Genomic DNA, 325 nt, shown 5'->3' with positions numbered 1-325 from the left:
CTGCTGCTCGCCCGACTCCACTGACAACACGTCCGTCCCACCACCCCGGAGCCCAGGTGCCCGCCTACACCCTCACCATCGACGTCCGCACGCACTCGACGGGTGCGACCGTCGTCGTGCTCTCCGGCGAGCTGGACCACCAGACCGCTCCCCGGCTTCGGCGCGTCCTCGAACGGACCCCGGCCGGGCTCCCCCTGGTTCTGGACCTCACCGACCTGCGGTTCTGCGACTCGGTCGGCATCGGCGAACTCGTCTTCGCCGCCCGGCGCACCCCGGTGCCGGAGTCTGCGCTTCCGGTGGTCGGCGCCCCGGCCGACCTGCGCCA

General features: G+C 72.9%; 1 protein-coding gene. It reads left to right on the top strand.

Annotated elements, in window-relative coordinates; genetic code table 11:
- Window positions 1-56: 56 nt before the first annotated feature.
- A partial coding sequence (locus BI06_RS13095; protein WP_043468173.1) for an STAS domain-containing protein occupies window positions 57-325 on the top strand: 269 nt, incomplete at its 3' end.

It is taken from the genome of Kitasatospora sp. MBT66, assembly GCF_000710405.2.
In the GTDB taxonomy this organism is placed as follows: domain Bacteria; phylum Actinomycetota; class Actinomycetes; order Streptomycetales; family Streptomycetaceae; genus Kitasatospora; species Kitasatospora purpeofusca.
The sequence above is the reverse complement of the archived record's forward strand: the minus strand, read 5'-3'. Positions and strand labels throughout refer to the sequence as shown.